Below are 26,599 nucleotides of genomic sequence, written 5' to 3'. Positions count from 1 at the left end.
TCATTCGCCGAGATCCTCGTCGAATCTGCGTCGCGCTTCCTCGATGCGAGGAAGATTCGTCGACGCCCACATCAACAGAGCGTCGATCGGTTCGCGCACCGTCTTCCCCAGTGGCGTGATGCGGTATTCGACCGCGACGGGACGGGTGTTCACCACCCGGCGTTCGACGATTCCGTTGCGTTCGAGTCTGCGCAACGTGGTCGTCAGGGATTTCTGCGTGACCTCGGGAACGGCGCGCCGCAGCTCGTTGAAGCGGCGCGGAGCCTCGCACAATTCGGTGAGCACGCTCAAGGACCACTTGTCGAGGATCTGCCCCAACAGTTCCCGGTGCACGGCGACGGCGAGCAGATCGTGGTCAGCGGTATCCGACATGAAACCTGGTTTCGTTGAAGTGACTTCCGGATACCAAGTATAAATCAGATACCATTTGGTTCCGACCCCAGGAGAACTCCGTGTCCGTCACCCTGTTCAGCCCCGAAGGCACGCTGCCGAACGCTCCTTACCACCACGTCGCAGTCTCCACCGGCACGCGACAGGTCCATCTCGCCGGACAGGTCGCATACATGCCGGACGGCTCACCGATTCCTACCGAGCTGGCCGGTCAGGTGGCCCAAGCGCTGCGCAACGTCGCACGAGGCTTGGACGGAGCCGGCGCGACCTTCCGCGATGTCGTGCGCCTGACGTTCTACGTCACAGACTGGCATCCCGAGAAGATCGGACAGTTCATGGCCGGTGTGCAGGCCGTCGCGCAGGAGATCGATCTGCCCGATCCGATGCCGCCGGCATCGCTGATCGGTGTCGCGGCGCTCTACGAACCTGTCGTGCTCGTGGAGATCGAAGCCACCGCGGTTCTCGAGGGATGAGCGTCGTAGATCAGGCCGCGCAGATCCCGAAGACGGGGAATCCGTCGTCACCCGCAGTGGACCGGAACGCGACCCGCACCCGGGCCTCGGCGCAGTCGGGGAACGATCCTTCGATCTTCGAGTAGAGCCATGGCCCGTCGTCGAGTTCGACGATTGCGAGGGTGACCGCGCTGTCGTCCTGCGCGCCGTCGTCGAGCGGTTCGACGACCTTCCAGGACACGATCGAGCCGGTGCCGGAGCAGCGGGCGGACTCGAGGTTCGCGCCGCCGCAGGAGGAGCAGCACGCTGTCTCCGGAGCGTGAAGCGTCGTGCAGCTTCCGCAGCGCAGGATCGTCATGCAGTTCTGCGTCGCGTGGGGCGCCATCGCAGTCCTTCCGTCAACGGAAAATGTCCGAGCCACGAAGCGGTCCGTCGTAGAGGGGGCGGGACCCCGACGGGCCGATGACGTGGCTCCGATCATCGGCCCCCTATTCGAAGGTAGGTCGGCTCGGGACCTTTTCCATCGGTACGCGAGCACACAGATCGTGGGGGTTCGCTGGTCGCAGCGCACAATGCCGGGTCGGTCGACAGGGGCTTTCGGGTCGTTCGGGCCACCGGATGTCACTTGGACAAGCGCCGGAAGCAATCTCCCTACCTGCAGATCTTCCCTACTTCGACGTGTTCCAGCTCGCACCGGCACCCAGTGCCACGCGCGGACACTGTGCGCGCAGCCCGAACCACTACCGAAACAGTGTGCAGCCGCACCGGTGAACCGAGGGACGTTCGTCCTTCACGTGGAAGACAGCGGCACCCGATTCGCCGGGTCGACTCGCCCGCAAGCTCGGTCACTCCAACGCCGCACACTGCGCGCTGTTGCCCGGCAACGCACTCGAAGCGCTGGCCGGCCTTGCAGGACGTCGCCAGGAGTCGGGGCGGATCTGCCCCGCCGACGCGGATACGTCGGGCATGCCGCCCACTCTCATCCAGGTCGGCTCGCACTAATTGTTCTTGTGGACGCGGAGTCGATGGCCGACCGTCTCGCCGACGCCGGTATGGCGTGCGATCTGCAGGTCTGGGACCGGCAGGTGCACATATTCCAGGCCGCCGCGGATCTGCTACCCGAAGGAGCCCGCGCGATCGGCGAGATCGGACGGTTCGTTCGCAGCACCGTGCCCGGCTCCCGCTGACGCGCAGTCAGCCGGGCGCGGGCGGAATCTCCGAATCGGGGGCGAGCACGGCGGCGCCGAGCCAGTGGCACAGCGCCAGCGCGTTCTCGAGGTCGAGCCGACACTCGCGGACACTGTGCCCGATCTGCTCCTCCGCCTTGCTGATCCGGTAGGCGACCGAGTTCCGGTGCAGATGTAGTCTTTCCGCTGTGGCGACGAAACTCCCTCCGCTGGAAAGGAATTCCCGCAGCGTGTGCCGCAGTTGCGCGGCAGCGGGATCGTCGGCGGCGAGGCGACCGAGCACATCCCCCACCCAGCCGCGGGCCCACTCGAGATTCGTGCACATCAACGCGACCGCGCCGACCTCGTCGATCGAGACGAGACGCGGACCCGGCAGCGCCGATGTCAGAGCCACCTCCCGCGCCTGCGCCGCCTGCCGATGGGTGCGGACGAAACCGTCGATCCCCTCCTGCGGCGCGCCGACGGCGACACCGACAGGTCGCTGCCATGCCGCGACGATCCCGGACAGTCCCCTCGGGTCGATGCGATCGACCGTGCCGAGCGGGATCCATGCCCAGGCGGTGTACTCGTCGAACTGTTCGAACAGCACCCGACCTCCCCGCCCGAGATGTTCGGCCAGAGTCGTCACTGCCTGCTCGAGACCGTTCCATTCGGTGCCGGACCGGTCCCCACCGACCACCTCGATATCGTCCGTCCAGACGATCACCCCGAGGTGGCGCTGGCCGAGCCGGTAGCCGAGGGTGCGCTCGGCGTCCCCCACCTCGATCGGTCGTCCGGCCAGGATGTCCTGGATGCGGGCGGCCCGGGAGGCGTTGCGGTTGAGCAGCCAGGTATCGCGCTCGGTCTCGTAGACCCCGAGCAGCTTCTGCGACACCCCGTCGATCCCCGCGGAGAGTTTCATCAGGATCTCCACGCCCGCCTGCATCACTGCCGCGGCGTCGTCGCTGAGTCCGGCCAGCACCTCGAGGCACCAGCGCATGATGCTGTCCTGCGCGAGCCGGTTGCTGCGGTCGACCACCGAGACGGGGAATCCCTGTCGGGCCAGCATGCGCACCAGCGAGTAGGACGCCGCCGGGATCTCGATCTCCTCGAGGTCGTCCCGCAGGAACCGGGTCATGGCTGCGACGCCTTCCTCCGCGGCCTGGGCGAGGGAGCGGCGGGTGTGGCGGTCGGTGGACACCGCCTCGATCTCGGCCGAGATCCGCTCGGTCATGTACTGCGTGATCTCGGCGTGCCGCGTCGTCGACAGGTCGGCGACCGCCTCGATCAAGGCACGCGTGGCAGGTCCGGGATCGCCCACGCTGTGGGTGTCCTGTCCGATCTCGTGAGGATTCATCGTGTCCGATTCCGGAGGCTACGGCGTCTGTCCGAGTGCACTGCCTTGCCGAGCGCACCGCCTCGACCGTAACGGCTCGGGACGGGCCGCCACCGCGGATCGGGGCGTCCCTCGGGCAACGATCATGCCGACACTCACGCCGGGTGTTGTCCGGACCCGTCGGTTGCGCCGCCTAACCTGTCACGGTGAGTGAATCAGGCCGAGCGCGGTTCGGCGCGATGGAGGACGCGTTGGTGCGGGACGACCGCCTGCGCCTGTTCTCGTTCGCGACGGCCGAGAAAAGGGTGCACTACCTGTGGGTTCTGCGCGCATTCGATCACGCGCGCGGCAACTACTCGGTGCTGTTGCACGCCGGCGACGTCGAGAACGTCCTCACCCGGCTGCCCGGCGCGAGCGGCGACGACGTGCCCGATTCCTCCGAGATCCCGGCGCTGCTCGAGCAGCTGCACGCGTGGGGTGTGCTCGAACGCAGCTACGACGGATCCCGGGCAGCGACGCTCGCCGAGTACCGCAACCGGCACTACGTCTACCAGTTCGGGCAGGCGGGCTACCGGGTGTTCCGCGCCGTGGAGGACGTATTGTCCTCCCGCGGGGAGGACGTCTCGCTGTCACGTCTGGCCCTTCCCGATCTGCTTGCCGATCTCAACGATCTCGCCGACGCGAACGCCGCCGGCGACGGCGAGCTGGTCTACCGGAAGTTGAGCCGCCTCGACGCGACGTTGTCGGACATGGCCGAGCGCGCCGCCCGTTTCTATCTCGTCCTCGGCGAGCTGGTGCGCACCACCGAGGTCACCCCGGAGACCTTCCTCGCCCACAAGGACGCGCTGCTCACCCATATGCGCGAGTTCAGCACCGACCTGGCCCGCTACGCCCCGAAGCTTTCCACGGCGCTCGACCGGGTACAGACCACCGGGGTTCAGAAGCTCACCGCGGCCGCGGCCCGGCACGACGAGCGGGTGCTGCTCTCGTTCGAGGAACGCGAAGCGGACTGGGCGCAGCGCTGGTGGGGCGTCGAACACTGGTTCGTCGGTGTGGGCTCCGAACCGAGCGAATCCGAACGCCTGCGCGGCGCGACCATCAACGCGATCTCCGCGGTGCTCGGGCTGCTGCGCCGGCTCACCGAGCAGCGTCGTGGGGGTGTCAGCCGCGAGTCGCAGCTGCGGCATCTCGCGGGCTGGTTCGCTGCCGCGCCGTCCGAGGAGGCCGCGCACGCACTGTTCGATGCGGTGTTCGACCTGGGCCGGCCCCGACACTTCTCCGTCGCCCATCCCGATGCCGACATCGTGCCGGTCACCCGCTCGTGGTGGGAAGCGCCTCCCGTGGAGATCGCCCGCACCCTCGCCGAGACCGGCCGGCGCCCCGCAGCGGGAGCGCCGGGGCGGATCCAGCGCAACGACGCCGGAGTACGGCGGCTGCGCGAGGCGCAACTCGAGAAGCAGCGTCGCCGGGCCGAAGCGGCGCGTTCCCTCGCCGCCGGAGGGGTGCGCGAACGGAAGCTGAGCGAACCGGAAGCAGAGGTGCTGTTGAGCCTGCTCGACGCCGCACTGTCGGCCCGCGTGCCCGTGAGCGGGCGGGTGCGCAGCGACGATGCGTCCTCCGGTACGCAGAACGGCGTCAAGCTCACCCTCCGACCGAGCGGCGAGTCGACGGTGGTGCACACCGCGCGCGGGCGCCTGTATCTCGACGGTCTGTCGGTGGAGGTGCGATGAGGGCGCGTTCGATTCCGTCCGTCGAGCTGGATTCGTATCAGCGCGCCGCGCGGCTGGTGCTCACCCACCACCTCGTCACCGCGACCTTTCCCGACCGGTCGGCGCTGGCGACGGTGCGCCGCTGGGCCACCGAGCTGCGGGAGGATCTGCTCGCCACCTTCGGATACCGGCTCGAGGTCACCGAGACCACCGCGCGGCTGTTCACCGTCGCCGATCGCCTCGACGCGGGGGCGGGCACGTCGACGCACACCGGCCGGCCGTTCGACCGGCGCCGCTATGCCTATCTCGCGTTGGCGATCGCGGCGCTCGGTCGCGGCGCCGGGCAGATCACGCTGTCCGAACTCGCCGAGCACGTCGCGTCCGAGGCGAGCCGGGTGGACGGTGTCGAGCTCGACACCGAACGTGCCGCCGATCGCGATGCCTTCGTCGATGCCGTGACCTGGCTCGGCGTGCGCGGGGCGATCACCCTCGCCGACGGTGATGCGGGCAGGTGGGCGAGCGATCCCGACAGTGGTGAGGCGCTCTACGACGTCGACCGCGCGGTCGTGCATGCCCTGTTCCGGCCACCGCGGGCGTTGCAGCACCTCGAATCGGTGCGCGGTCTGCTCGGCAATGCCGGTGCCCCGCAATCGGATACGGCGGAGGTCCGGAGGCGGGTGCGACGCGCACTGGTGCAGCGTCCCGTGGTGTACGCCGACGATCTCGACGACGACGAAGCGCTGCAGTTGGCGTTGCCGCGCACCACCGACGAAGTAAAGTTGCTCACCGGCCTGGTGTGTGAGCGTCGCGCCGAAGGTGTTGCGCTGGTGGATACCTCGGGACGACTGTCAGATGTACGGTTTCCGAACACGGGGACGGTCGCGCAGGTCGCGCTGTTGCTGGCCGGGGAGATGTGCGATCGCGTCCTCGATCCCGACGCCCCTGCCCCACCCCGGATACCCGTACCTGCACAGACACAGGACGCTCTCCTCGCGGCCGTCGATTCCGCGATCCCGAGGTCGACGGTGTTCACCCCGCTCGCGGCGTCCGACACCCCGATCCCCGACGAGCTGGAGCAGGACGACGCCGCTCGTGCCCCGCTCGAGCATCCCTTGCTCGAGGATTCGTGGCTGGCGGGCACGGTCGGGCGTCTCGTCGATATCTACGGCCGGACCTTCGCCGCGCAGTGGCAGGCCGACCCCGCGGGACTGGCCGAGGCCGCGGTGGACATGCTCGACCGGCTGCGGCTGGTGGCCCGGGTACCCGGCGGGGTACTCGTCCTGCCCGCGATCGCCCGCTTCCGCGGCGTGACGGTCAGTGTGCGCGAACGTGATCCGGAAATCGACCTGTTCCCCGAGACCACCCCACCGACAGTCCCCGCACCCGATACGAACCCGACGGAGATCTCATGAGCAGCGCCCGATTCCGCCCCACGCGTGCCGGGATCATCAACCTGTGGGACTACCGCGACCAGGAGTTCTCGTTCGCCGACGGACGACTGGTGCTGCGCGGACCGAACGGGTCGGGCAAGACGAAGGCGCTCGAGGTGCTGTTCCCGTTCGTGCTCGACGGCCGGATCGAACCGCGACGTCTGAACCCGTTCGCCGGCGAGGAGCGCACCATGCGCTCAAACCTGCTGTACCGGGGGCAGGACAGCGCCCACTCGTACGTGTGGATGGAGTTCTGCCGCGGCCGCGCCGACGACCCGGAGGCCGTCACCATCGGCATCGGGATGCGCGCCACCCGCGGCAACGACAAGGTCACCCGCTGGCATTTCGTCGTCGACGGCCGTGTGGGAGTCGACTTCTCGCTGCTCGACGACGAGGACCGACCGCTCACCCGCAAACAACTGGTCGATCAGATCGGGGCCGACGCGATCGCCGATCGTCCCGTCGACTACCGGGCGGCGATCGACGCGCGCATGTTCGGTCTGGGCGCACAACGCTACGACCAGCTGATCAACCTGATCCTCACGCTGCGCCGCCCCCAGCTCGCCAAGAACCTCGACCCGAAGGGCCTGTCGCAGGCGCTGACCGACGGTCTTCGTCCCCTCGACGACGATCTCATCGTCGAGGCCGCCCGCTCGTTCTCCGCGATCGAGGAGGTCGAACGCACCCTCGAATCCCTCGCGGCCGCCGACGATGCGGCGCAGCAGTTCGTCAAGGTGTATTCGAAGTACATCCGGCAGCAGGCCCGTACCGCCGTCGACAAGGCCGCCACCCGTCTCGGGGTGGTGGACACCGCGGTGCGGTCGCTGCGTGAGGCGGCCGAGGCCCGCACCGAGGCCGCCACCGCACGCACGGCCTCGGAGGAACAGCTCCTGGTGGCCGAACGTGACCACGAACAGGCACGCACCACCCTCGAGGCACTGCACCGCTCCAGCGCCTACGAGGGCAAACAGCAACTCGACGACCTCGCCTCGGCGGTGAAGAACCTCGAGCGCACCACCGCCGCGCAGGCCGAGCAGGCGAACCGCGCCCAGGCTGTCGTGGCCGACCGGCTCCGCGACCACGACAGTGCCCGCGACGCGCTCGAGACGGCGACGGCGGCACGTCGTCGCGCCGAGGACGGGCTGAGTGCGGCGGCCGAGGACGCCGGCATCACATGGACCGGTCTCGACGGCATCGAACGGACCGAGCAGCTCAGCGCGGCGATCGACGCGCTCGCCGAGGAACGCGACGCCGACGTGCGCGTGGTGCGCAGCGCACTGTCCCAGCTCGACGGTGCCGCCGCTGCGCGGTCGCGGGCCGAGGCTGCCGCGGTGCGTGCTCGCGCGCAACGCGACACCGCGTCGGCCGCGGTGGAGGCCGGCGAGACCATGGTCGAGCTGTCCCGCAGCGAGGTCGCCGCCGAGCTGGGCCGGTGGTGGTCCGATCGCGTCGAGACCTTCGCGGCTGTGGGCCTGTCCACCCCGGTCTTCGAGGCGCTCGACACCGCCTTCGGCACCGTCGGTCAGGACGATGCCCCGTCCCCGGCGGCGGTGTTCGCCGAGCACACCGGGCCCGTGCTCGACGACCTGCGGTTCCGGCGTCGGGTGTGCGGCGCGGAGATCGAATCGCTCGGCACCCGGATCGCCGAACTCGAGGCCGAACGCACCGCCGTCGCAGCCGAAAGTGACGACGCTCCCCCGACCTTCCCGGCCCGCACCGGCAACCGCGACGATCTCGTCGGCGCGCCGCTGTGGCAGCTCGTCCGCTTCCGCGACGATGCCTCGGCGCAGGACGCCGCCGGTATCGAAGCGGCCCTGCAGGGCGCGAACCTGCTCGACGGGTGGATCACCGACGGCGTCGGCGACCTGCCGGACATCGAGTCGGAGCAATTGTTGGTGCCGCTGGCACCCGGGCACCGGCCGAGCGGTCCCACGCTCGCCGATGTACTCGTTCCCGAAACCGACACGGCCGTCCCCGAGGAACGGGTCGCCGCGGTGCTGTCGTCGATCGCGTGGGCCACCGACCCCGGACCGGGCGCGCGGGTGTCGGTCGATGCGCACGGCGGGTTCCGGCAAGGAGTGCAGCTCGGTCGCCACGTCAAGGAGCAGGTCGAGTTCATCGGGGCCACCGCCCGCGCCCGGCGTCGGCAGCGTCGCATCGTCGAGCTCGAGACCACCATCGCCGAATGCCGCGCCGACGTGGAGTCGCTGCGCGAGCAGGACCGCGAGATCGGCGACCGGCTCACCGCACTCGACGACGCCGCGAAGTCGTTGCCGCGCACCGGATCCGTGCTCGCGGCTCTGCGCAAGGTCACAGAATGCGCCGGTGCGCTGCGGACCGCATCCGAGTCCGCGGCCGCCGCCGACCGCGACCTGGACCAAGCGATCGCCGCGGTCGCCACCAAAGAACAGCACCTGCGGTCGACGGCCGGCCGACACCGGGCACCGCTCACCGCGACGGAACTCGACAGTCTCGATGCGGCCGTGCGGCACTTCCGTTCGCAGGGCCAGGCCTTGCAGCGCGCGCTGCGCGAGCAGGTCACCTGCGGTGATCGCCTCCGCGACAACGACGTTCGCCTCGACGAGGCGCGGGTCTCCGCCGAGAATGCGGCCGAACTCGCGGCGGAGAACGCCGAGACGCTGGCCAACGAGCAGCAGAAGCTCGAGACGCTACGCGAGTCGATCGGGGCGAGCGCCGACCGAATCGATGCCCAGCTCGACGAGGCCCGGCGCCGAATCGAGGCTGCGAAGACCGCCGAGCGGACCGCACGTAAGGCCCACGAGTCGGCGCTCGAGCGGATCGGCAAGGCCGAGGCCGCCCACACGGGCGCCGAGCAGACACTGCGGTCGGCGCTCACCGAGGCCCGCGCCGACGCCGACGCCCTGGCTCCCTTCGCCCGCCGCGACCTGCTGACCCTGCTAGGCGTGGAGAGCGAGCACATGTGGCCGTCCAGCGCCGCCGCGTGGCTCGACGCCGATCAGCTGACCTATCGGATCCGGCAGTCCCCCGACGACACCGTCGACGTGCTGCCCACCGAGGTTGTCGCGTTGTTCCGGGCACTCGACGCCGCCACCGACTCGGTCACGGCCTCCGAGTCGACCCGCAAGTCCACCGCGTCTGCACTGACCTCCGCGCTGCAGGAGTTCGACGCCGAACTCGCCCGGGGTCGCGACTACCGCCTGCATTGGGACGCTGCCGACGGCATCACCGTCGTGCAGGTACAGGACGAACAGGGGTACACGTCCGTCGCGGCGTTCGCGCAGCGCATCGCGCGGGCGCGGCAGGAACAGGAAACCCTGCTCACCGACTCCGAACGGAGCATCCTCGAGGACGCGCTGCTCACCGGTCTCGCGCAGCAGATCCACGAGCGCACCGTCGACGCCCGCGACCTCATCGCCCGGATGGGCACCGAGATGCGGCAACGGCACATGTCCTCGGGCAACACCATCGGGGTGCACTGGGTGCTCGCCGACCATCTCGACGATCAGGCCCGCGCGGTGTGCAAGCTCCTCGACCGCGACGCGTCGATGTTGGCGCCGGAGGATCTCGCGGGGATCCGCGCGCATTTCGCGTCGCGGATCCGCGCGGAGCGGGCCGCGCACCCGGAACGGTCGTACCCGGAGATCCTCGCCGCGACACTGGATTACCGCCGGTGGCGGGTGTTCTCGTTCAGCCTCGTCGGCGCGGACGGCAGCGAGGACCGCCTCACCCCGGCCCGGCACTCGGCGTTGTCCGGTGGCGAACAGTCCGTCTCCCTGCACCTGCCGTTGTTCGCGGCGGCACACGTGATGCTCGATTCCGCCGACCCGCATGCGCCGCGCCTGCTCGCCCTCGACGAGGCCTTCGCCGGCGTCGACGACACCGGTCGCAGCGAACTGCTCGGCCTGTCCGTGCAATTCGACCTCGACCTGTTCATGACCGGTTTCGACCTGTGGATCACCTATGCCGGTGTGCCTGGCTGTGCGCACTACGACCTGTCGCATTCGGTGGCCGAGCACACCGTCGCCACCACGCTGCTGGTGTGGTCCGGTGGCGAACTGCTCGCCGAGCACGACGGGTCGGATCTGGAGAGCGCGCTCGGATCCCCGCGCACCCGACGGATCACACGCCCGGTGGAAGGAGCCCTCGAGTTCGCATGATCATGACGACGGTCACTACGGCGTGTTCCTCCTCGATCGAGGCTCTCACCTGCGCCGCGGACCTACGATCCGGAAGATGACGAGGCTTCGGGTATCCAGACTCATCGTCGGCGCCGCGACCGTGGTCGGGCTGCTGCTGGGCACGAGCCCCGCGGCAGCGGCACCGGCACCGGGCGCGCGGGTGACCGCGTCGCCGGACGGTTTCGCGCTCGACGGTCGGGCCTGGTGGCCCACCGGGTTCAACGCCTACCAGCTCGCCACCGACTGGTCGGTGAACTGGGGATGCGGAGCGATGGTGAACCTCGACGCCTATTTCGGTACGTTGCCCCCGAATTCGCTCACCCGCTTCAATCTCTTCCAGGCGCTCGCCGTCAACCGGTTCACCGGGCAACTCGACTTCGGACCGATGGACGCGGTCTTCGCCGCGGCCGAAGCGCATGATCAGATGCTGCTGCCGGTCCTGGCACCACAGGACGGCGCATGCGAGGACGAGGTCTTCAAGGGACGGCAATGGTACGTCGACGGGTGGACCGAGTTCACCCCGGGACACGAACAGGTGGTGATGAGCTACCGGGACTGGATGCACACCGCCGTCGCCCGCTACCGGAACTCACCATCCCTCGCAGCATGGGAACTGGTCGGCGAACCGGAGACGAGTTCATGCACCGACCCCGCGTGCCACTGGTGGACCCGGTCGTGCGAGCCCGGCGCCGCGCAGGTGCTGCGCGACTTCTTCGACACGGCCGGAGCCGAACTGCGCGCCGTCGACCCACGCACCCTGATCACCGCGGGTTACACCGGGGGCGGTCAGTGCGGCACCCAAGGTGACGAGTACCAGTTCGTCAGCGCCTCCCCCTATGTCGATGCCGTGCAGTACCACGACTACGGCGCCGACGGCGTGCCGTTGCCCGGCGATCAGTGGAACGGTCTCGCCCGGCGGGTCGCGCAAGCCGCAGCCGTCGGAAAGCCGTTGCTCGTGGCGGAGATCGGTGAGCTCGCCGGGTCCTGCGGGTCGCTCGGTGACCGCGCCGACCACATCACCACAAAGATCGAGGGCCAACGCGCCGCCGGCACCGCAGGTGCACTGCTGTGGGCGTTCGTGCCCGACCCGCGGGAAGCCGACTGTACCTACGACATCGGCTTCGACGACCCGTTGTGGGACGTGGTCGAGGACCTCGGATCCCTCGAACCCTCCACCCTGCCGAACGCGCAGTTCTCTCCGTAAGAGCAGTCCTCACACATCGACGGTGAATCCGAGATCCACATCGCACGCGGCCTGCCCGGCGCGGATCCCCCAGCTCTCGGTCGGGATGTCGCGCACGATCACGGTCACGTGGTCGGCAGGAATCGCGAACGCGCCGAGCCGCTCGGTGATCTCGCGGTAGAGGCGCCGCTTGGCGTCCACGCTGCGCCCGGCGAAGCAGTCGACGATCACGAGGGTGTAGAGCTCGGGCGATGTCAGGGTCGGCGGCACCGCGAAGCGTTCGGGTTCGTGAACCACGAGCCGGATGTGCTTGTCGGCCTCCGGAATCCGGAAGGCAGCGACGAGCGCATCGTGGACGGCGTCGATCATGCCGGTCTCGACCTCGCGGTCGTGGCGGGTGCGAACCTCGATGAGCGTGCTGGGCATCCGACACTTCTACCCGTCGGAGAACCCCTGTGCAACCTCGTGGGGCAGGGCGTCACCCATCCGCCGCGCCGGTCCCCAATCGGTCGCCGTCGCGGATCGGGAGCGCACGTAGTTCGGCAATGCGTTCATCAGCCGTGCCTGCCGTGCCTCGACCGCTCTGATCGAGTGTTCCGCGGCGGGCCAGTGCTGGGCGAGCAGTTCGTAGGCCACACGGCCGAAGAACATGCCGTCGATGCCGGCGAGGACGTCGGCCATGTGATCGTCGAGGTCGTCGTCCGCGACATCGGTGTGCGGGCACGAATGTCGTCCGACGATCGGCGGCCCCAGCAGGCATGCCGGCGATTCTCCGGTGTCGCCGCAGGTTGCCCACGCACACCCGGCCCACGAGCGCGGGATGCATCAGATGTCCGGGCGGATCCATCAGGCTGCTGACCCGAAGGAAACGGTCGACGACCACGGGATCGTTCTCGGCCGCGGCCAGGACCCGCGCCACGTACGCGTTGCCGAGTCGCGTCTGCACGCTGCGGGGTCCTTCGACTTCGGGCAGCGCGAGGTCGGAGCCGATCGCGAACTGCCACGCAGCACCGATCGGTTTCTTCGCGGCCCGGAAGAACCTGCGGGACAGGTCGTCCTCGCCGAGGGGTTCGGCGGTCCGGAGCGCGGCCACCACGTGGTCGGGTGCGTACGCCTCCACGGCGAAGATCATGCCGGTCAGGCTCGGTGGCGGTTCGCGTCCGGCCATCGCAGCGACCGTGAACAGCCACATATCGTTCTTGTAGCCGAACAGCGCCATGCCCGCCGGACGTCCCGACACAACACCGATCAACACCATCTTCTCCATCGGTGTGCCCGGCGCAAGTCGTAGCAGCCGGCTGCGGTACACGACGTGGACGACGACGTGCTCTTCGACCGGTCGTCGGTAGCCGAGTTTCTCGAGACCCGCCGGGGTGCGGGCGCCCCGTCCCATCGCGTCGACCACCAGATCCGCCGTCATGATCCGAACACCGTCGCGGCTGCCCACCTGGACCCCGGTGATTCGGCGGCGATTCGGTGTCGCCGTCAGGCCCCCGGCGTGGTGGCCGTCGAGAAGCGTGATGTTCGGGATCGCGCGCACGCGCCGCCGGACATGATGTTCGAGCAGTGGCCGACTCGGCACGTAGGTGGCTCGGCGGTCGCGGAAGCGACGGTTCTCTGCACCGGACGGGAGGACGTCGCGTTCGACGACCGTCACCGCGTCGTAGACTCTGCCGGCGCACGGGCCGCGAGCAGACCACCGACGCTCGCGCCCAGAACGATTGCATGGTCCCCGATCTTGTCCATCTCGTCATCTCCGTCGTCCGGTCGACTGTCGCACTCCGTGCCTGTACACGAAGTCTGTGGTGGCGATCGCCGAGGGTCGCGAGTAGCGCACTACTCGATTCGGAATCCGGTTGACCGGCCGCGGCGGCACTGCTTCGATCGGTGCCATGAGCGACCGCACGCGCCTGACCCGCAAACCCGAACGCGGCACCGACGATCCGGCGGTGCTGCACCGGCTTCTCGACGAGGCCCGCATCGCGCACGTGGGTTTCGTCCGCGAAGGATCGCCTGTGGTGCTGCCGATGGCGATGGGCCGCGACGGGGACCGGTTACTGCTGCACGGCTCGACCGGCGCCGGCATGTTTCTCGACGCGCGGTCCGGGATCGAGGTGTCGGTCGCGGTGACGCATCTCGACGGGCTCGTCTTCGCCCGGTCGGCCTTCGACCACAGCATGAACTACCGCAGTGCGGTGTTGTTCGGTGTGGCCACACCGGTCGCGCCGGGCGAGAAGGAACACGCATTGAAGGTGGTGACGGAGCATCTGATTCCCGGTCGGTGGGACGAGGTCCGGTCGCCGACACCGAAGGAACTGGCCGCCACCACGGTCCTGGAAGTGCCGCTCACCGAGGTGAGCGTAAAGGTCCGGGCGGCCGGACCGGGAGAGGACGCCGGGGACGGTGAAGACCACTCCGTGTGGGCGGGAGTGGTGCCGTTGCGGACCGTCGCCGACGATCCGATCCCGTCACCGATCACCGGGTCCTCGACCGCGTTGCCACGCTCCGTGCGCGCATTTCTGTGACATCGAACGGGCTGTCCGTTGTGACATCGAAGGGGCTTTCCGTCGTGTCCGCCCCCGAATCCGACATCGGTGATGAAAGGATGCCCGCGTCGAAGGAACAGATCGGAGTCGCCGCGAGTGCCATCAACGTCCGTGTCCGTGAAAGCCGCACGCAAGCGGCTCGGTGAGCTGGTCCGGGAGGTCAACGACGAGACCGTCGCCGTCGAGATCGTCGGCAAACGCGGCACGGGCGTCCTGATCTCCAAGGACCGCTATGCGGCGCTGCAGGAGGCAACCTTCCTGCTCCGCTCCCCCGAACTAATGGACAGCCTGCGCCGGGAGATGCAACGTTCGCTCGAGGCCGCCGCGTCGACGGGCCGGCGGCAGCCGCCGGCTGCTCGCCGGCGCGCGAAGAACAAGAAGAAGCGCAAGAAACGGCGTCGCGCCCGTTGACCGTCTCCATCCCGTACATCTGCACACCGCCGCCGAGCACTGCGGCCGGGCGGTGCAGATGCCGGAAGTCTCGCCGCGAGGCGGTGAAAGCGGTCGTCCAGCTCGCCGATCCCGCGGCCGCCTCCGACGCGAACTCGCCACCTGCAAGTGCCCGACCGGAGTCGAGTTCGTGCGTAACCGGCCGCGCGATCCGACCCGCACCCGACTGGTCCAGAATCGACCGAGACCGGTGTTGTTCGCGAAATCCGTTGGGAACTCGCGAACAACACCGGTCTCGATTCGTCAGTATCGGGCGGTCAGGTGCCGCAGAAGGTCCGGAAGGACTCGGCGAACGAACGCGGTGCGGGCGAGACATATTCGTTCCACTCGGCACGCGCCTCGAAGGGATGTGTGACGACCTCGAGCAGTCTCGCGAACGGTTCGAGGTCGCCGCCGGTCGCTGCCTTCAGCGCGGCGTCGACCTGATGATTGCGCGGGATGTACAGCGGGTTGACGCGGTCCATCGCCTCCGCCCTCTCCCCCGCTGCCCGGTCGTCCCGCTCGGCCGCGGCGTGCCAGCGTTCGAGCCACGGCGCCGAGCGCTCACGCGGCACGAGTCCGTCGAGGGGTGCCGGATTGCCGCGCAGTTCGTCGGCGAGGGCACGGAAGGTCACCGTCCAGTCGGCGCGGTGCTCTTCCAGCAGCGTCAGCAGATCGTCGACCAGTTCCTGATCGAGAGAGTCCTCCGGGAGACCGAGTTTGGCGGCCAGACCGGACCGGTAGTGACGCTCGTAGCGGGTGTCGAAGCTGTCCAGAACGGCGGTGACCGCGGCGATCGCCGCATCCGGAGTCGAATCGACGAGTCTGAGCAGGGTTTCGGCGAAGCGCGCCAGATTCCACTTCAGGACGGCGGGCTGGTTGCCGAACGCATAGCGCCCGCTGTGGTCGATGGAACTGAACACCGCCGCCGGATCGAAGGCGTCGACGAAGGCGCACGGACCGTAGTCGATGGTCTGCCCCGAGATGGTGGTGTTATCGGTGTTCATCACCCCGTGGACGAAACCGACGAGCATCCACTGCGCCACCAGCGACGCCTGTGCCTCGACCACGGCGGTGAACAGGCCCAGGTAGCGGTTGTTCTCACCGGTCTCCGGCAGGTCGAGCAGATCCGGATAGTGCCTGGCGATCGCGTGGTCGGCGAGCGCGCGCACGACCTCGCCCTGCCGCGCCGCGAACTCGAAGGTCCCCACCCGCAGATGGCTGGCCGCGACACGGGCCAGCACCGCGCCGGGCTCGGCGCCCTCGCGGTGGACCGGCCGACCGGTCGCCACGACCGACAAGGAACGGGTGGTCGGAATGCCGAGGGCGTGCATGGCCTCGCTCACCAGATACTCGCGCAGCATCGGCCCGACGACCGCGAAGCCGTCCCCACCCCGGGAGAACGGGGTGGGACCCGAACCCTTGAGATGCAGATCGACGCGGCCACCGTCCGCGTCGACGAGTTCACCGAGCAACAACGCCCGACCGTCGCCGAGCAGCGGAGCGTATCCGCCGAATTGATGTCCGGCATAGGCCATCGCGACCGGCTTGGCACCCGCCGGCACCTCCGCGCCGGCCAGGACGGCGACGCCGTCGGCGCTGCGCAACGCCGCCACGTCCAGTCCCAGCGACACCGCGAGGTCCTCGTTGAGCGCGAGCAGTTCCGGGTCGGGGGCCTCGGCGCCCTGCCACGGCACCGACAATCCGCTCAATTCGTCGGCGAAGGAACTGCCGAGACCGGATATCGTGGTGTTCGTGCCGACGGGGAAATCCGGAATCGCAGTCATCCTTCGAGGGTAACCGTGTGAGACCGACGCATGTCGCGGGCGAGGAGCACGCCGGTGTAGCCCCGTCACCGGCGGCGCTTCATTCCGCCCCGGACCGGGTATCCGCCCCCGTGCACACCGACCCGGACGATCCTCGCCGTCCCATCCGGCGGATCCAGGTCCGCGACGTCGCCGAGCACCTCCGCGATGTCCTGCGATCCGGACCAGCGGACCGGCATGACCATGTGATCACCGGCATCAGCGACGATTCCCGGACGGTGCGCCCCGGCGATCTGTACGTAGCGCTACCCGGACACCACGCCCACGGCCTGGACTTCGAAGCCGAAGCCGCCACCCATGGCGCGGTCGCGGTGCTCAGCGACCGGCCGTCGCGCCTGCTGCCCGCCTTCGTGGTCGATCGACCGCGCGACGTGGTCGGCCCGTTGGCGTCGTGGATCCTCGGGCATCCCTCCCACGACCTGCAGGTCCACGGCATCACCGGCACCAACGGCAAGACGAGCGCGACCTATCTCCTCGACACAGCACTCGCGGCCACCGGCGTGGTGACCGGCATGATCGGCGGGGTCGTCGTGCGCGGTCCGGCCGGCACACGACCCGCGACCCGCACCACTCCCGAGGCCTCGGTCGTGCACCGCACGCTTGCCGAGTTCCGTGACCAGGGCGTGCAGGCGGTGACGCTCGAGGTGTCCTCGCACGGCATCAGTCAGGGCCGCGTCGACGGTGTGCGGTTCCGTACCGTCGCCTTCACCAATCTCGGGCCCGACCACCTCGACTTCCACCACACGATGGAGCAGTACTTCGCCGCCAAGGCGGCACTGTTCACCGCCGACCGCACGCAGACGGCAGTGGTGAACATCGACGACGAGTACGGTCGACGTCTGGCTGCCTCCGTCGACGTGCCGCTGTGGACGCATTCGACCCGCGATCCCCGCGCCGACGTGTACGCGGACGCGATCCGGTGCGACCTGCACGGCACCTGCTTCGCCGTGCACACGCCGTCCGGCAGTGCGGCGGTGCGACTGTCGCTGCTCGGACCCCACCAGGTGGCCAATGCGCTGACGGCTCTCACCTCGGTGGCTGCCGTCGACGGCGACGTCCTGCAGGCGGCGGCGGGTCTGGAAACCCTCGCAGGTGTGCCCGGCCGCCTCGAACGCGTCGACGCCGGCGAAGGCGTTCTCGCGCTCGTGGACTACATGCACAACACGTCCGGGCAACGCGAACTGTTGCCCTTCCTCCGGTCGCTCGCTCCCGAGCGGCGACTGGTGCTCGTGATCAGCGCGACCGGAGAACGCGATCCCGGCAAGCGATTTCCGCTCGGGCACACCGCGGCGACCTACGCCGACGTCGTGGTCGTGACCGACGACAGTCCCCTCTCCGAGGACCCACGCGTCCTGAGGGACGCGGTCGCCGAAGGTGCCTTCGCCGCGCGCAGTGCCCGTGTGGTGATCGAGGCCGACCGACGACGCGCGTTCGACATCGCCGTCGCCCACACCGGCCCCGGAGACGTCGTGGTCGTGGCCGGGCGGGGATGCGAGCCACGCCTGGTCTCCGGGGACACGGTGCAGGTGTTCGACGACCGGGACGAACTGCGGCGCGCGCTGCACCGCACGCACCGGAGGTCCACCTCGCGCGTGCCCCGCTGCTGAGGACTGCCGGGTTCCTAGGCCTGCAGGCCGGGTTGCCCGGACAGGATCGTGAACGACGCCGCCGTCGACACCGGCGCGTCCGGTTCGGTGACCGTGTCGAGCACCCGGAAGTCGGCGTGCACGGCGTCCGGGGTGATCGTGGTACGCACGTAACCGCGCCGGTCGTTGTGGAACTTCAGGTGCGGGTTCGCCGGCATGTGGTCGACCTGCGTCGCGCCGGTTCCGTTGCCGTTCGACGTGATCGACGTGCACACCAGTTCCGAACCCACTACCGGCGCGTCGGGATCGGTGAAGTCGACCTTGATGTCGTTGGCCCAGTGCCGGTGCACGTCGCCGGTGAGCACGACGGCGTTGCGTACCGGCGACTCCACCCAGCCCTGGGTGATCCGACGACGTGACGCCGCGTACCCGTCCCAGCCGTCCATACTCACCTCGTCGCCCTCAGGGCTCGGGTCCTTGTCCTGTTCGGCGAAGAACACCTGCTGACCGAGGAAGTCCCACTGCGCGGTGGAGGTACGGAACCCGTCGAGCAGCCACTGTTCCTGCTCGGTTCCGGTGAGTGATCGTGCCTCGTCGTGACGTTCGGCGACGTTCTTCTTCCACCCGTCACCGGCGGCCTGATCGTCGCGATACTGGCGGGTGTCGAGCATGTGGAAGTTGGCGAGATTCCCCCACTGGATCCGCCGGAAGATCTTCATGTCGTGCCCCCGCGGTGTCGACGAGGGTCGCAGCGGCATGTTCTCGTAGTAGGCCTGGAAGGCGGCGGCGCGGCGGGCGAGGAAGTTCTCGGTGGTCTCGTTGCTCTGAGCGGCATCGGTGTTCTCCGGAATCGTTCCGGCCCAGTTGTTGTCGACCTCGTGGTCGTCCCACACCACCAGCCACGGCGCGATCGCGTGCGCGGCCTGCAGATCGGCGTCGGCCTTGTACTGGGCGTGACGTTGCCGGTAATTCGCCAGGGTGACCGTCTCGGGTCCGTCGAGCGAGCGGACGAGACCGGTGTCGCTGGTGTAACCGCCGCTGGTGTACTCGTACAGGTAATCCCCTAGGTGCAGAACGAGATCAGGGTTGTCCTCCGCCATGCGCCGGTAGGCGGTGAACCAGCCGTGTTCGTACTGCGCGCAGCTCGCGAACGCCATCGTCAGAGCCGCCGCGGTCTCGGTGGCCGACGGTGTCGTCAGCGCCCGCCCCACCGCACTCATGTGGTCGCCGGTACGGAACCGGTAGAAGTACTCCCGGCCCGGACGCAGCCCGAACAGTTCGACGTGCACGGAGTGGGCGCTGTCGGGGACGGCTCGTTCCTCACCGCGTGCGACGACGCGGGTCATCTTCTCGTCCTCCGCGACCTCCCACTGCACGGTGACGGGACGGTTCGGCATGCCGCCGAGTCCGTCCTCGGCGAGCGGGTCGAGCGCGAGGCGGGTCCAGATCACGAATCCGTCCGGCACCGGGTCGCCCGAGGCAACACCCAGCAGGAAGGGGTCGCCCTTCACTCCCGGCGCGTCGGCGCGCGCGTATCCGGTGACACCGACGGAGGTGGCTGCGGTGACGACAGTGATTCCGAGTCCGGCCGAAAGGAACGATCTACGTGACAAAGGCATGGCCACGGAAGGTAGTGACCGAATCTCCTTCGCACGGAATGCGTTACCGAACGTAGGGAGAACACTCGGAAACATTTGGGATACGCAGATATGGGTCGGCACGACCGCGCCGAAGTCTACGATGAGGAGGGGCCTCGAACAGGGGAGACTGTCATGGTTTTTCCCGCACTCACCCACGTCGCCGTCACCGTCTCGGATCTGGCCGCGAGCACGGCCTGGTACTCGAACCTGTTCGACGCCACACCCGTCCTCGACGAGGACGACGAATCGGGCACCTTCCACCATGCGGTCTTCGCACTCGACGGTGGCACGTTGTTCGGGCTGCACACCCATTCCGGTTCGGCGCCGCAAGGGTCCTTCGACGAACGGAACACCGGGCTCGACCACATCGCGTTCGGTTGCACGGCCGACGAACTAGAGAAGTGGCGCGATCGGCTCGACAGTCTGGGTATCCCGCACGGGGACATCAAGAACGCCTCGTACGGTTCCGGGCTGTCCTTCCGCGATCCCGACAACATCGCGCTCGAATTCTTCGCGCCGCCAAGCTGATCCACCCTGCACGCCTGGTGGAGTCAGCGCAAACGCGTGCCGTACAACATCATCTCCACGGACGGTAGATCGACGTCGCCCATCGAATGGCGTCCCTCAGTTGCTGCTCGCTCATCTCGAACACTTCGTCGATTTCCGGCTCCACCGGCTCGCACGGACAGTAGCCGTTGGCAGGTCCGGCGTAAGTGGAAATGACTGCCCCATTGTCGACCACGAACACCTCGGGGTAGATCTCGCATGCGAGTCGCCGGTTCGCCAGAACCCGGTGGGTGACCTTGACTTCGTACACTTCTCTCGAGATCGGTCAGCGGCTCGTTACTTCGGCTGTGGCCATAGCCCTGCTTCTGCTTATCTATTCGCCGCTATCCGTTCGATGGATCCGCCGATGCCTCGCGACGATGTCTCGGGCATGCGGCTCGTCCCCGAGTCGCACCGCGAGGGTCTTCTCTGCCAGCCCGGGTGGAAGTGCTGCAGAGAACTTCAATCCGGCCACAGCGTTCGGCGCGACATGCGGGACCGTCCATACAGGATTGGCCAGAGCCGCGCGCACTTCGGCCGGCGTGATACCCGGGAGCAACCGCAACGACTTCTCATCGACTCGCTGGCGGGGATCCACCAGTGTCGGAAGCGACGCCTGTAGCGTGCGATTGGCGGCCGTTCCTGCCCAGGTCCACCAGCGGCCGGACCCTTCCGACGGCATCATCAGCACAGTCGCTTCCGCGTCGACGGTGTCCGCGTAACCCTGACGCAGTTCCGCAAGCACCTGGTCCGCGCGTCGGGTGAGGGTCACGCCTGTAGGCGTGACGCCGAGGAGCACTGCACGCATCCCCTGCGTGACGTCGAAACTCACTCCGCTACCGGTGCCGGACCACTTCGCCTTGCCTCCACCGTCTACGGGTTCGACGAAGCACCGTCGTCGTTGCCAATCGACATGGGTCACCAGCCATGAGCGGCCACCGAGCAACAGCACGCGGGGTCCGTCGACCTCTTCGACGAGCAGGTCGGTACCCACGGTGCCGACCTCATTGCGGCCGGCCAGCACCGTGAACTCGGGCGGCGCGCTGAAGACGGCGGTCAGGTCGGAAAAGTACCGATGTCCGAACCGGCGCTCAGCCTCGGGGCCGATGTGCAGGAAGCTCTCGTCCCGCTCGAAGAACCCCTCCGAGCAGAGAAACGCCATGATCTCGTCGGCGTGCTCGTCGAAGATGGGCAGCGATCCCCACCAGTCCCGCCAGCTCTTCTCCCCCAGCCGGTGTTCCTGCAGACACAGCGCCAATATCTGCTGGGCAGCGATGTGCCGAGGGGACGGTGGGGCGACGATCGGTTCGACCCACCCCCGCGACCAGCATTCGAGCATGCCCAAGGTGAGCAGCACCTGCCCGTCGTCGATGCCAAGGAACAAACAGTTGCGGACAGTACCCGGGCGGCGTCCTGTGCGGCCGAGACGTTGCAGGAACGACGCGACGGTACGAGGTGAACCGATCTGGATGACGCGGTCGAGGTCACCGACGTCGATACCTAATTCGAGGGTGGAGGTCGCGACGATCACCGTGTCCCGAGCATCGGCGAAGGCCGCTTCGGATCGACGCCGTTCGGCCGCTGAGAGCGACGAGTGCGACAGGAAGGTCGTGGTCCCCCGTTCCCGCAGGGCCGCGCCGAGTTCTTCGGCGCGGCGCCTTGAGTCGACGAACACCAAGCGCTTTTCACCCTGATGCAGGGCGGCGATGACTCTGGCGGCATTGTCGATGGACCCGACGTAGTCGACGGTGATCTCGGGTGAGGAAGCCGCAGCGCCCACCGCGGGGTCGACGACTCGGCGAGGACGGCCGGGTGTCCCTCCCTGCAACCACTGCAGCAGTTCGTCGGGGTTGCCGACCGTTGCGGACAGGCCGATGCGCTGCAGCGGGCGGGCGGCGATACGTGCGAGTCGTTCGAGCACGGCGAGGAGGTGCCAGCCCCGGTCGTCGCCGGCGAACGCGTGCACCTCGTCGACGACGACGGCCCGTAATCCGGCGAACAGCACGCGCGGGTCGACCTTGGTGGACACCAGCATCGCCTCGAGGGATTCCGGTGTGGTGAGCAGAATGTCGGGGCGTTCGCGCACGATCCTCTGGCGCGCGGACTGACCGACGTCCCCGTGCCACACGGCGGCAGTGCGCCCCAGCCACTGGGCGTAGCTGTGAAGACGTGGTTGGAGGTTGTTGAGCAGCGCCCGCAGCGGGCACACGTACAGCACCGAGGTGCCCTGCCAATCGTGTTCGGCCATCGCCGAGAGCAACGGAAAAGCTGCGGCTTCGGTCTTGCCACCTGCGGTGGGGGCGAGTACGAGTGCGTCGTCACCGGCAAGGATAGGTTCGACTGCTGCTGCCTGGGTCGGGCGAAGGCCGTTCCAACGCAGGGTGTTCGCGAGGTGGTATTGGACACCTGGATGGAGGAACTCGAACGACTCGGTCGGCATCAGGTCTTCTTCTTCGGCACCACACGCTTGGTCGCGCGTCGCGGAGCGCCCACCCGCGCCTTGCCGATGACCTTCTCCGCTTGGTCGCGCCAGCGGGGCTCGTCCACCCCATCACGGTCGTCTGTGGTGAACAGGACACCGTTGGAACCACCCGCTTCGGAAATCCCCTGCGCTGCGTACCACGCCCGCTTCTTTTCCCAAGCAGCCGCGTACGCGGGGTTGTCGAGCATGCCCAAGTGCTCCCAGTACACGGTGCGGCCGTCGGCGGTCGTGATGGTGAAGTCCGGGACGCGAGTGCGACCGTCGCCGCCTACGAGGGGTTGCTCATATACCCATGATCCCGGCGCGATCTCTTCGAGGATTCCGGCGATGATCAGTTCGTTCTTGCTGCGCACCAGGACACCGGTCTTACTGACGTGCACGAGACCTGCGTCCAATCGGCCCAGATCAGGTCCGCTCGAGGTGCGCACGCTCACCGGGTCGGGTGGAAGGGTGAGGTCCGTCATCCGACGGCCGGTGTCGGAACCGCTTGCGCGGGTCAAGTCGAGAAGTTCGTCGATTGGTCCCTCATGGCAGAGCACCACCCGGTCGGTCTGGCGGGTCAACGCCGTATACAGCAACTCGCGGGATACTCGACGAGCCCCCGCGGGGAGCATTACCACAACCAGACCGAACTCGGAGCCCTGCGCCTTGTGAACGGTGAGCGCCCATGCAAGTTCGACCGGTGCGTCCGTCTCGGAGGAGCCTATCGTCGTAGTGAATCGCCGGCCGAGCTGACTGGAGTACTCAACCTGTGTCTTCCACGGCGGATTCTTCATTGCTTTGGTCTTGATCTGCCCGATGACGACGCCGATCTCGCCGTTCGCGAGATACCCCTTCGATTCGCCCTCGGTCTTGGACCAGAACCACGCCCGCGACCTGTTGCGAGTGTTGACAACCTTGTCGCCCAACACGATTCGTTCCGGTCCAAGCGGCTCGGGTACGCTTCGACTCTTTCCCCACATTTGCGCCTTGTGGAGTTCGAAGCCGCGGTGCGTCTCCTTCAAATGCCGGTTCAGCCGGACAGTGCCGTAGGTGTAGTTTCGGAACGGCGAGAGAATCTGCCAACTCTCGATGTGGGCGGCAGCATCGAAGTAGTTCACATACGGCTCGACAGTAGCCCCGTACGACGCTGCAAACGAACGGCCGTCATCGTCCGTGCGCACACCGAGCTCGTCGGCGAGGACATCATCGATCACCTGCTCCGGGGACCGCCCCTCCCACGCGACCGCACGCAGAGATGGCATCTTGTCACCGCGGCGGATTCGTTCCCAGACGTCGTCGAAACCCTCCGGAATTTCGTCACCGGCGAACCACTTGGCCAACATCAGATCGTCGCGAACGTGCCCCTGCTGGCGGCGCAGCACAGTCAACTCCGCCCATCCAGGCGCGACCGCCGGCCAGCGTCCGTCGTGTCCGCCACGCGCCGCGCGTTCGAGATCGACGAATGGTCTTCCTTCACCGATCGGAGGAAGCTGACGCGGATCGCCCACCAGGATAAGACGGTCCGGCGGCACGAGAGCATCCATCAGCGCCGCGAGCATCGTCTCGGTGAGCATCGACGCCTCATCCACCACGACCAGGCCGTACTTAGCGCGGTTACCCGGATCACCCGTCACGCGGTACCGTCCGGTGTTCCCGTCATACCTATCGGTGCGGGCGAGGAACTGAGCCACGGTGACAGCATCGTGGTCGGCCTTCTTCGCTAGTTGCACGCGGGCTTTGCCGGTGGGTGCAACTAGCAGCACGCCTCGGTTTGCAACCGTCGGATGATGGATCAGGGCCTTGACGAGCGTCGTTTTGCCTGTGCCGGCGGGCCCATTGAGTACGGTAAAGCGCCCGGCGTACATCTCCCGTAGGGCCGCCGTCTTCTCGGTTCGGGCACGTCGTTCGAGTTCGATATCGCCCGGGTCGTGCTTGTCCAATGGGCCTAGCATGGCGTCGAGTGCCGTGTCGAGACCGCTCGGCACCACGTGGCGTGGCTGGGCGCGCAGCATGTCGGACATTTCTCGGATCGTCTCGCGCACCAACACGAGGGTGCGCAACTTGTAGGCGGCGCTGCCGTCTGCAAGGCGCGTTCCGGCGATCACCGGCCAGACTTCGTTGGGATCGTCATCAAAATTCTCGGGTTCGAGATCGTGGCCGTCGAGCACCTGGCGGGTCAGCGGTAGGGGCCGAACGAGCGCGCGTCGCTCGATTCGATCGAGCATGTCGGGCAGCGACACCACGGTGTCCCCCTCCGCGGCGGCGGTAGCAAGTTCCGACGCGAGCAAAGCCTCCACGCGACGTCCGTCGATAGGGTCATCAAGCACGTCGGTGACAGGAAGAGGATGCCGGGACAGAAGTTCCGGTGATCCGAAACAGCCCCGGTCGACGGTGTCGAAATCGATGGGCTGATCGTCGTCCAGGCTGCATGTGACCAGATAGTAGGGATTCTCGAGCAACTCGTCCCGTGTGAGCTCTACGGACGTCTGCTTGTCGAGTACCGCTGCGACCTGGTCGTGCGTCAGGTCGAAGCGGACCAGCAACCGAAGCGCGTCGCGATCGAGTTGCTCAGTCTTCCGCCAGATCTTGCGGCGGGTGTCGGTGAACAGTGCGTTCACCGCCCCCTGTAGGCGCTTGCCGTCGAGACCCGCACACAACGTCGTCCACGGGTCCTCACCGTCCGGCGTGGCCGCTGCGATCAGCCTCGCACTGTAGGTGGGATGCTCGAACCCGAGGCGTCCGAGAACTGCGGGCAGGCCGGGTGCGACTCCCCGGCGGTGCCATGCTGCGTTCATCTGGGCGTCGAGCCAATCGAACGACGTAGCGGGTACCGCACAACCGAGTTCACGTGCAGCCTCCGCTGCCGTGCGCAGCGTCATCAGCGCCGCGACGGCGCTGTCCGGCGAGACGTGCTCGGTGACATACGAGAACTCGCGATCGGTCTCCGGGGCCGGAGCCAGCGCAACGGAAACATCCACGCCCTGCGCGGACAGATGCGCGAGTTCCTGCATCGGCAGGAGAATGCCACCGGATCCATCAGGACGCAGGGTATGGCGAAGGGTTGTCTCCCACATGTGGTTCGGGAATGCGGTGGGCCCGGTAGTGGGCCACCGGTCGGGTAACCGCACGTCATCGACGAGAGCAGCGCCGACCAAGAGACGCCCGGTGTCTTCGAACGGTGAGTGCCGCAAATAGAAGAAGACCAGCGACTGATTCGGAGTGACATGACGGAAGAAAGTCTCGATGAGTGCCTTCTGGTTGTCGCCGTGCAGAACCCAGGTCATCCTGTCCGGGTTCTTGAACCCGATCGCTTCGAATGCCTGTTGTTCGGATTCGTCGCTGTAGCCGTCGATGCGCTCCTCGGCAAGCAGTCCGCCGGTATTGACCCGCGCCATCCAGTAGTAGGGAGTCGCGTGCACCGACCAGGCAGGCAACGTCAGCGCCGCTTCGGAGACACCCGCGAGCGCTGTGGTCCATCCGTAGGGGTGCTTCTTGGGGATGTGCACGGTGTGGGGACTCAGGAAGGTGACGCGCTCTTCGACACAGGGCGGAAGGGTTCCGACGACCTCGTGGAACGGCAGACCGGCAGCGGACTGTTCGAGCTTGTCGTTGCGGTTCTCGCCGATGTTGTTGAGTAGGACGCAACTGGTGTTGCGTGCCGGATCGCTACAAACGGCCCCGTTCCATCCGGAATCGTGCCACGGCACGCGGACGGACAGGTGCTGCACAACATTCC

General features: G+C 67.8%; 21 protein-coding genes. 11 read left to right on the top strand and 10 right to left on the bottom strand.

Annotation, left to right across the window (positions count from 1 at the left end; translation table 11 throughout):
* Positions 1-372: a winged helix-turn-helix transcriptional regulator gene (locus A5767_RS05930; protein WP_064851896.1), complete on the bottom strand. Its 372-nt coding sequence runs from the start codon at positions 370-372 to the stop codon at positions 1-3.
* Positions 373-452: 80 nt separating this feature from the next.
* Here A5767_RS05930 and A5767_RS05925 point away from each other — a divergent pair, with 80 nt between their 5' ends.
* Positions 453-863: a RidA family protein gene (locus tag A5767_RS05925; RefSeq protein WP_024100879.1), complete on the top strand. Its 411-nt coding sequence runs from the start codon at positions 453-455 to the stop codon at positions 861-863.
* Positions 864-873: 10 nt separating this feature from the next.
* Here the strand turns inward: A5767_RS05925 and A5767_RS05920 are convergent, their stop codons facing one another.
* Positions 874-1,227, bottom strand: coding sequence for a Zn-ribbon domain-containing OB-fold protein (locus tag A5767_RS05920; RefSeq protein WP_006551994.1), 354 nt, complete (start codon positions 1,225-1,227; stop codon positions 874-876).
* Between the two features lie 488 nt (positions 1,228-1,715).
* Here A5767_RS05920 and A5767_RS23910 point away from each other — a divergent pair, with 488 nt between their 5' ends.
* Together A5767_RS23910 and A5767_RS23290 are read left to right on the top strand one after the other, a co-directional pair.
* The gene (locus A5767_RS23910) at positions 1,716-1,844 is read left to right on the top strand and encodes a hypothetical protein (protein ID WP_257785273.1); all 129 of its coding nucleotides are present in this window, start codon (positions 1,716-1,718) and stop codon (positions 1,842-1,844) included.
* A 23-nt stretch (positions 1,845-1,867) separates the two neighbouring features.
* On the top strand, positions 1,868-2,029 hold the full coding sequence (locus A5767_RS23290) for a hypothetical protein (RefSeq protein ID WP_024100878.1): 162 nt from the start codon (positions 1,868-1,870) through the stop codon (positions 2,027-2,029).
* Between the two features lie 7 nt (positions 2,030-2,036).
* Here the strand turns inward: A5767_RS23290 and A5767_RS05910 are convergent, their stop codons facing one another.
* Positions 2,037-3,365 (bottom strand): PucR family transcriptional regulator, encoded by a 1,329-nt coding sequence (locus tag A5767_RS05910; RefSeq protein ID WP_064851895.1) that lies wholly within the window; start codon positions 3,363-3,365, stop codon positions 2,037-2,039.
* Between the two features lie 218 nt (positions 3,366-3,583).
* Here A5767_RS05910 and A5767_RS05905 point away from each other — a divergent pair, with 218 nt between their 5' ends.
* The 4 genes from A5767_RS05905 (at position 3,584) to A5767_RS05890 (ending at position 11,847) form a co-directional block, all read left to right on the top strand.
* Positions 3,584-5,074, top strand: coding sequence for a TIGR02677 family protein (locus tag A5767_RS05905; RefSeq protein WP_039587209.1), 1,491 nt, complete (start codon positions 3,584-3,586; stop codon positions 5,072-5,074).
* Entirely contained in the window at positions 5,071-6,465 is a 1,395-nt protein-coding gene (locus A5767_RS05900) for a TIGR02678 family protein (RefSeq protein WP_006551991.1), read from the top strand. The genes A5767_RS05905 and A5767_RS05900 overlap by 4 nt, the downstream gene beginning before the upstream one ends.
* A complete protein-coding gene (locus tag A5767_RS05895) occupies positions 6,462-10,622 on the top strand; it encodes a TIGR02680 family protein (protein WP_064851894.1) in 4,161 nt (1,386 codons plus the stop codon). Before A5767_RS05900 ends, A5767_RS05895 begins: the two co-directional genes overlap by 4 nt.
* A 76-nt stretch (positions 10,623-10,698) precedes the next feature.
* Positions 10,699-11,847 (top strand): hypothetical protein, encoded by a 1,149-nt coding sequence (locus A5767_RS05890; protein WP_064851893.1) that lies wholly within the window; start codon positions 10,699-10,701, stop codon positions 11,845-11,847.
* A gap of 9 nt (positions 11,848-11,856) precedes the next feature.
* Here A5767_RS05890 and A5767_RS05885 read toward each other — a convergent pair whose 3' ends face one another.
* Both A5767_RS05885 and A5767_RS05880 read right to left on the bottom strand, forming a co-directional pair.
* The gene (locus tag A5767_RS05885) at positions 11,857-12,252 is read right to left on the bottom strand and encodes a tautomerase family protein (RefSeq protein WP_024100872.1); all 396 of its coding nucleotides are present in this window, start codon (positions 12,250-12,252) and stop codon (positions 11,857-11,859) included.
* Between the two features lie 52 nt (positions 12,253-12,304).
* Entirely contained in the window at positions 12,305-13,483 is a 1,179-nt protein-coding gene (locus A5767_RS05880) for a hypothetical protein (RefSeq protein ID WP_064851892.1), read from the bottom strand.
* 235 nt (positions 13,484-13,718) lie between these two features.
* Between A5767_RS05880 and A5767_RS05875 the strand changes: the two genes are divergently transcribed.
* The gene (locus A5767_RS05875) at positions 13,719-14,351 is read left to right on the top strand and encodes a pyridoxamine 5'-phosphate oxidase family protein (RefSeq protein WP_006551988.1); all 633 of its coding nucleotides are present in this window, start codon (positions 13,719-13,721) and stop codon (positions 14,349-14,351) included.
* Positions 14,352-14,483: 132 nt separating this feature from the next.
* On the top strand, positions 14,484-14,783 hold the full coding sequence (locus A5767_RS05870; RefSeq protein ID WP_019289349.1) for a type II toxin-antitoxin system Phd/YefM family antitoxin: 300 nt from the start codon (positions 14,484-14,486) through the stop codon (positions 14,781-14,783).
* Between the two features lie 296 nt (positions 14,784-15,079).
* On the opposite strand, the gene A5767_RS05865 is transcribed toward A5767_RS05870, so the two are convergent.
* Positions 15,080-16,588 carry a protein adenylyltransferase SelO gene (locus A5767_RS05865; protein WP_064851891.1) on the bottom strand — a complete coding sequence of 503 codons (1,509 nt, stop codon included), beginning with the start codon at positions 16,586-16,588 and terminating at the stop codon, positions 15,080-15,082.
* A 110-nt stretch (positions 16,589-16,698) separates the two neighbouring features.
* On the opposite strand from A5767_RS05865, the gene A5767_RS05860 reads away from it, so the two are divergent.
* Positions 16,699-18,234 (top strand): UDP-N-acetylmuramoyl-L-alanyl-D-glutamate--2,6-diaminopimelate ligase, encoded by a 1,536-nt coding sequence (locus tag A5767_RS05860; RefSeq protein ID WP_082937614.1) that lies wholly within the window; start codon positions 16,699-16,701, stop codon positions 18,232-18,234.
* 14 nt (positions 18,235-18,248) lie between these two features.
* Here the strand turns inward: A5767_RS05860 and A5767_RS05855 are convergent, their stop codons facing one another.
* Positions 18,249-19,832, bottom strand: coding sequence for an alkaline phosphatase D family protein (locus A5767_RS05855; protein ID WP_064851890.1), 1,584 nt, complete (start codon positions 19,830-19,832; stop codon positions 18,249-18,251).
* Positions 19,833-19,985: 153 nt separating this feature from the next.
* Here A5767_RS05855 and A5767_RS05850 point away from each other — a divergent pair, with 153 nt between their 5' ends.
* Positions 19,986-20,381 (top strand): VOC family protein, encoded by a 396-nt coding sequence (locus tag A5767_RS05850; protein WP_064851889.1) that lies wholly within the window; start codon positions 19,986-19,988, stop codon positions 20,379-20,381.
* Positions 20,382-20,430: 49 nt separating this feature from the next.
* Here the strand turns inward: A5767_RS05850 and A5767_RS05845 are convergent, their stop codons facing one another.
* From A5767_RS05845 to A5767_RS05835, 3 genes are all read right to left on the bottom strand, one after another.
* A complete protein-coding gene (locus A5767_RS05845; RefSeq protein ID WP_064851888.1) occupies positions 20,431-20,670 on the bottom strand; it encodes a hypothetical protein in 240 nt (79 codons plus the stop codon).
* A 63-nt stretch (positions 20,671-20,733) separates the two neighbouring features.
* The gene (locus A5767_RS05840) at positions 20,734-22,839 is read right to left on the bottom strand and encodes a DEAD/DEAH box helicase (RefSeq protein ID WP_064851887.1); all 2,106 of its coding nucleotides are present in this window, start codon (positions 22,837-22,839) and stop codon (positions 20,734-20,736) included.
* A complete protein-coding gene (locus A5767_RS05835; RefSeq protein WP_197483209.1) occupies positions 22,839-26,591 on the bottom strand; it encodes an AAA family ATPase in 3,753 nt (1,250 codons plus the stop codon). The genes A5767_RS05840 and A5767_RS05835 overlap by 1 nt, the downstream gene beginning before the upstream one ends.
* Positions 26,592-26,599: the final 8 nt, after the last annotated feature.

The sequence above is a fragment of the Rhodococcus sp. 852002-51564_SCH6189132-a genome (assembly GCF_001665495.1).
Lineage (GTDB): Bacteria > Actinomycetota > Actinomycetes > Mycobacteriales > Mycobacteriaceae > Rhodococcus > Rhodococcus pyridinivorans.
The sequence above is the reverse complement of the archived record's forward strand: the minus strand, read 5'-3'. Positions and strand labels throughout refer to the sequence as shown.